The following is a 5,210-nucleotide window of genomic DNA, read 5'->3' on the forward strand; positions in this document are numbered from 1 at the left end:
GGCCCGGAGAAGGATCGCCGTCAGCCACACCATGCCCTCCCGGGCCGACCAACAACTCACGGAGACCTCATGAGTCAAGAGCACGTCAGACACAGCGAGTTCGCGCGCTGGCTGCTGCGCCACTGTCTGCTGGCCGGCTACGCGGATGATGCGCAAACCCACGGCTCGGTCATCATCGTGGCGTCCATCGCCCTGTCCGACGGTCTGAGCCCCGAACTGATCGCCGACCTCGCCCGCACGCTCGCCGTGACGGAGGAAGAGCTGACCGCCGCGTATACCGGTGAGATGCGCGAGCGCATGACGGCCGAGCTCCTGGACCATCCCGACCTCGCTGCCCTCGATGCCCAGCTCGACATGATCGCCCGATCCGACTGACAGGCTGATTGACGACGCCCCGGCTTCTTGGGGAGTGAGTACAAGAACCACGGTCGGCCGGCGCATGCGCAACGCGCTTGCGCCGGTGGTCGATCGGTCAAGCCCGGCCGGAGGCCCGGTGGTCGTCCGCGACGCTCCGTCCGGTGCCACGGCTACCCCCGATCGAGACCGACCAGGCCCTCCCCGCCGGTCCACCTTTCACCGCCGCTCCGGAGAAGAGATATGACGAGCACCGCGCCCGCCGGCACGCCCATACCCAACCCAGCTCAGGCCCAGCCCCGGACCCTGCGCGTCCTGGTCGCCTCACAGATTCTCAGCGGCGCCGGTCTCGCCGCCGGCGTCACCGTCGGTGCCCTCCTGGCCCAGGACATGCTCGGCACCACCAGCCTCGCCGGACTGCCCAGCGCCCTGTTCACCGCCGGCTCCGCCCTCGCCGCCGTCGCCGTCGGCCGCATCTCCCAGACCAGGGGTCGCCGCCCCGGCCTCGCCGCCGGCTACCTCACCGGCGCCATCGGCTCGGCCGGCGTCATCACCGCCGCCGTCCTGGACAACCCCGTCCTGCTGTTCACCGCCCTGTTCGTCTACGGCGCCGGCACCGCCACCAACCTCCAGGCCCGCTACGCTGGAGCCGACCTCGCAGCCCCCGGCCACCGGGCCCGCGCGGTCTCCACCGTGCTGGTCGCCACCACCCTCGGCGGCGTCGCAGGCCCCAACCTCGCCGCCCCCACCGGCACCTTCGCCCAGCACCTCGGCATCCCCAACCTCGCCGGACCCTTCATCCTCTCCGGCGCCGCCTACGCCTTGGCCGCGCTCGTTCTCGCCCTCTGGCTGCGCCCCGACCCGCTGCTCCTGGCCCGCGCCGCCGACAAGGCCAAGACAGCCGGCACCGCGACCAACCCGGCCGCAGCCGACATCGGCGTCGGCACGAGCGAGGGCCGCAGGGACGTGGTCCTCGGCGCCCTGGTCATGGTCCTCACCCAACTCGTCATGGTCGCGATCATGACGATGACGCCAGTCCACATGCACGACCACGGTCACGGAACCGCTGCCTCCGGACTCGTCATCGCCATCCACATCGGCGCCATGTACCTGCCCTCCCCCCTGACCGGCTGGCTCGTCGACCGCTACCGACGGATGAAGATCGCCGCCGCCTCCGGGGTCGTTCTGCTGGCCGCCGGCATTCTCGCCGCGCTGGCCCCGGCCGACTCCGTCGCACTCCTCGCGCTCGCTCTCGCACTGCTGGGACTGGGCTGGAACTTCGGCCTCGTCTCGGGCACCGCGATCATCACCGACTCTGTGCCGCTCGCCACCCGCGCCAAGACCCAAGGGCTGGTCGACGTCTCGATCGCCATCGCCGGCGCCACCGGTGGCATGGCCTCCGGCATCATGGTCACCGCCACCAGCTACCCCGCCCTCGCCCTCACCGGCGGCATCCTCTCCCTCGCCCTCCTCCCCGCCGGCGCCGGCGCCGCCTACCGCCGATGAAGGCCATGCGACAGCTGGCCTCCGGCCCGTACGGGCACGGATCCTGCGCGACCGAGGGGAGGACGGACCGCCGCCAAGCCGTCGCCGCCAGAGCCAAGATCGCCGTGTGCTGCATCAGCCCCGCCCCCGGAATCCTGATGGCCAGCGCCGTCCGCCCAGCGCACTTTGTCCGGTCAGCAGAAACCGGTCCCCGGCCCTGTAAGCCTCATCCGCTGATCCAAGGGCGCCGCCGCGCCGCCCTTTAGCCGGGGTGGAGTACTTTCGGCCTTGACGAATAACAGGGACCGGGGCACCAGTCGTTCCACATATGATCTGAGTCAGGTTCAGGGAGGGGGCTGATCGTGGCATGGGATGAGAGCAGCGCAGACGGTATACCGGTCGGCCCGTTGGCTCCGGGTGGCGGGGATCTATTCGGTTCGTCACCGGCGGAGATGAAGGCGGCGGCGAACGACATCGAGACTGAGTTAGAGCCGGACACCAAGAGGGACTCGGGTAAGGCGAAGGAGAGCACGAACACTGCGGCGAGGACGCTTGACGGCTGGGAGACTGCCTCCGGCCTGAAGAAAGTAGTGGGGACCTGGGACCAGCAGGTGAGAGTGCTGATGGGACGACTCAGCGCGGAGAAGGCCAATCTACGCAGCGCCTCGGGCGAGTTCTCCCGGATCGATGTCGGCACGGGCGACGAACTCCGAGGTGTCAGATCCTATTTTGACGAGCTGTAGGGGGTCGGCCCGTGTTGACCTACCAGGAAATCATGACGACCGATCTCAGCGTTCTGACGACGGCTGCCGAGAAATGGGAAACCATGGCCGCCGACCTCGCGAAGGTCGGACAGCGTTACGGGGAGACTGTCCAGAAGATCACGCTGGGACAGAACTGGCATGGGCTCAGCTTGGAAGCGGCGTATGCGGAGTTCGCGACGACTCGGCGCGAGTACAAGTCCGCGCAAACCGAGGCAAAGGCGATCGCGAAGATTCTGACAAACGCGCACGCCAGTTTCGCGGACCTGAAGAAGAAGGTCGAATCGGCCCGGGACGACGCTGTGGCCGCAGGCATGGCGGTCTCGGCAGCAGGACGCGCAGCCTTCGACTTCACACGGATCCAGGAGTCTGCTCAGGAACATGCCCTGCGACGCGACCCGGGCCTGAAGGGTGCGGAGGAGTTCTGGACCTCGCATATCGCTGCGGCGGTGCGCGCCGTGGACGAGTTCGACAAGGCTGTCAAACAAGCGCTCGAAGCCGTGGTTGTGGACGGAAACCTGACCGACGGCACGATCGGAGGCTTCAACGCCACCGCCACGCCCGTCATCCCCCCGACAGGGCAGGCGCGCAGCGAGCAGAAGTTCACCGACGCGGAGAAGTGGATCTTTGAGGAGATGAAGCGGAACGCGAAGTCGGACACCGTCGGCAACATAAAGACCCTGCTTGATGAGCCTGAATGGTATGAGTTCGGGCGGAGTTATGGATCTGACATCAACACGGCGATGGTGATGTGGGGCGCGAAGGTGGCCCCGGGCCAGGACTGGGACCACAAGCCCCAACTCCAGCAGCGGTACGACCTCCAGACCATCGACGACTACTACTTCAAGCAGCCCGGAACGAACCGCGAAGTCTTCTACGACATCTACTCCAACGTTCACTACGGATACGTGGGCCGGGCCGCCGGCTTCGACACAGACACCCTGATCCAGGGCGCCTCCCTCGGGGAAACTGTACTCACGGGAGACGACGACCAAGGCGATCAGATCACGATGCGGGTTGGGGTCGACCTTTACGAGAAGTACGGAGACGGCCTGACCCAGGAACAGCTCCGGCAAGGAATCAACGACGCGATGGACCAGATGGAACAAGCGCAGCGCAACGGCGAGAACGTCCCGCAGGTCAGGACCCGGAAGTGACGCGCGGGCAGTGGGGCTGCGTGGCCGCCCCCGCAGGCGGCCTGGCCACGGGCGTGCTCGGGTCTGTGCTTCTCGCGGCTGCCTGGCGGGCATGCGACGTCGGAGTGAACGGCGCGGCCAACGGCCTTGCCCTGATCTTCTACGGGGCTCTGCTCGCGATCGTCTCGGCGGCGTGGTGGGGTGTGCTCATCGGCTACGTAGGACGTTGGAACCTCGCGGTTGCCCTCCTTGGCGGCACGGTCGGCGCCGCGGTCATGGTCTGGATCTTCGTCGCCCTTCTCCACGTTCCGAACGGCTACCGCTGCTGACTACCGGGGTGCGCGAGAGCTGATCGGCACGGCAAGCCCGTTCTGGCGCCGATGCAGGACATCACGAAGGTTCACCCAACGAGGTATCCGCCATGGATGCCTACAAGGGGGCCGTCAAGAACCTGCGCGTGCGACGGTGGACGTCTCGCCGCTGCGGCCGGACGCGCAGACCTGCCCGGACCGCTCGTTCTGCCAGATGCCAAGCACCAGATGATCCCGGGCTGGCCGTACTCGTTCGTGGCCGCCCTGGAGACCGGCGGACGTCGTGGACGGCGGTGCTGCTCGCGGTGCGGCTGGCACCCGGCGCCGGCGCCGCCTACCGCCGATGAAGGCCATGCGACAGCTGGCCTCCGGCCCGTACGGGCACGGATCCTGCGCGACCGAGGGGAAGACGGACCGCCGCCAAGCCGTCGCCGCCAGAGCCACGATCGCCGTGTACTGCATCAGCCCCGCCCCCGGAATCCTGATAGTCAGCGGCGTCCGTATCGCCCACTGACTACTTCTGGCCGTCGCCCTTGCTGTTCCGGTCGCCGGCTGACTGCGCCCGCGAACCGAAGCCCGTCGTGGCCGACCTGCTCGACGAATCCTTCGCGGACCGGGACTGAATTCGCGACGCCGCCTGCGGGGTCATCGGGGTACGCCCGCTGCCCCGGCTCTTCCCGCCACCGCTCTTGCCCTTGCTTCACGATGATCTCCTGCGCCTATATCGTCCGAGAGTTCAGTCCTGTCCGCACGCCGGACCGGGGGAGGTGGCCGTCAGCGGATCGCTGACGCCGGGTGCCGTCGGCGTCAGTGGCGCCCGTACCGCACGCCCTGGAGCTCGGTGAGCAGGGTCAGCATCGCGTCGCGGGCTTCGGCGGCGGCCCCTGCCTGGGGGCCGGTCGGCTCGCGCGGCGGCCCGCCGCGCGGGGCGATCTCGACGCGGAGCTCGGCGAGCTGGTCGGCCAGGTGGGCCGGACCGGCGCCGGAGGCCAGGGTCGCGGCCAGTTGATGTACCCGCGCGAGTGGGTTGCTCGTCAGGTGGGGCCAGGCCGGGGTGGTGTCGATGATCTGCGAGCACACGGCGCGGATCCGCTCCTCGTGCTCCACCAGCCACGCGTCAGCGTTCCGCTGACGGGCGCGGTCGGCGCGCTGAGCTGCGACAT

Annotated in this window: 6 protein-coding genes and 1 pseudogene; 6 read left to right on the forward strand and 1 reads right to left on the reverse strand. The window is 68.6% G+C overall.

Annotation, left to right across the window (positions count from 1 at the left end; translation table 11 throughout):
- The first annotated feature begins 69 nt into the window (after window positions 1-69).
- From BHU15_RS34595 to BHU15_RS40595, 6 genes are all read left to right on the forward strand, one after another.
- Complete coding sequence (locus tag BHU15_RS34595; protein WP_069630739.1) at window positions 70-375, forward strand: hypothetical protein; 306 nt, start codon at window positions 70-72, stop codon at window positions 373-375.
- Between the two features lie 222 nt (window positions 376-597).
- A complete protein-coding gene (locus tag BHU15_RS34600) occupies window positions 598-1,860 on the forward strand; it encodes an MFS transporter (protein ID WP_069630740.1) in 1,263 nt (420 codons plus the stop codon).
- Window positions 1,861-2,201: 341 nt separating this feature from the next.
- A complete protein-coding gene (locus tag BHU15_RS34605) occupies window positions 2,202-2,582 on the forward strand; it encodes a hypothetical protein (protein WP_069630741.1) in 381 nt (126 codons plus the stop codon).
- A gap of 11 nt (window positions 2,583-2,593) precedes the next feature.
- Window positions 2,594-3,757 carry a polymorphic toxin type 44 domain-containing protein gene (locus BHU15_RS34610; RefSeq protein ID WP_069630742.1) on the forward strand — a complete coding sequence of 388 codons (1,164 nt, stop codon included), beginning with the start codon at window positions 2,594-2,596 and terminating at the stop codon, window positions 3,755-3,757.
- A complete protein-coding gene (locus BHU15_RS34615) occupies window positions 3,754-4,065 on the forward strand; it encodes a hypothetical protein (protein WP_069630743.1) in 312 nt (103 codons plus the stop codon). Before BHU15_RS34610 ends, BHU15_RS34615 begins: the two co-directional genes overlap by 4 nt.
- A gap of 334 nt (window positions 4,066-4,399) precedes the next feature.
- Complete coding sequence (locus BHU15_RS40595) at window positions 4,400-4,561, forward strand: hypothetical protein (protein ID WP_171908507.1); 162 nt, start codon at window positions 4,400-4,402, stop codon at window positions 4,559-4,561.
- Window positions 4,562-4,854: 293 nt separating this feature from the next.
- Here the strand turns inward: BHU15_RS40595 and BHU15_RS40600 are convergent.
- Window positions 4,855-5,210: pseudogene (locus BHU15_RS40600) on the reverse strand (hypothetical protein); the annotation flags it as partial.

Source organism: Streptomyces niveus (assembly GCF_001723055.1).
Taxonomy (GTDB): Bacteria; Actinomycetota; Actinomycetes; order Streptomycetales; family Streptomycetaceae; genus Streptomyces; species Streptomyces niveus.

What these genes read in the sequence shown, in the direction of transcription:
- BHU15_RS34595 (WP_069630739.1), top strand. Translation starts at nt 70, where the DNA reads ATGAGTCAAGAGCACGTCAGACACAGCGAGTTCGCGCGCTGGCTGCTG.
- BHU15_RS34600 (WP_069630740.1), top strand. Translation starts at nt 598, where the DNA reads ATGACGAGCACCGCGCCCGCCGGCACGCCCATACCCAACCCAGCTCAG.
- BHU15_RS40595 (WP_171908507.1), top strand. Translation starts at nt 4,400, where the DNA reads ATGCGACAGCTGGCCTCCGGCCCGTACGGGCACGGATCCTGCGCGACC.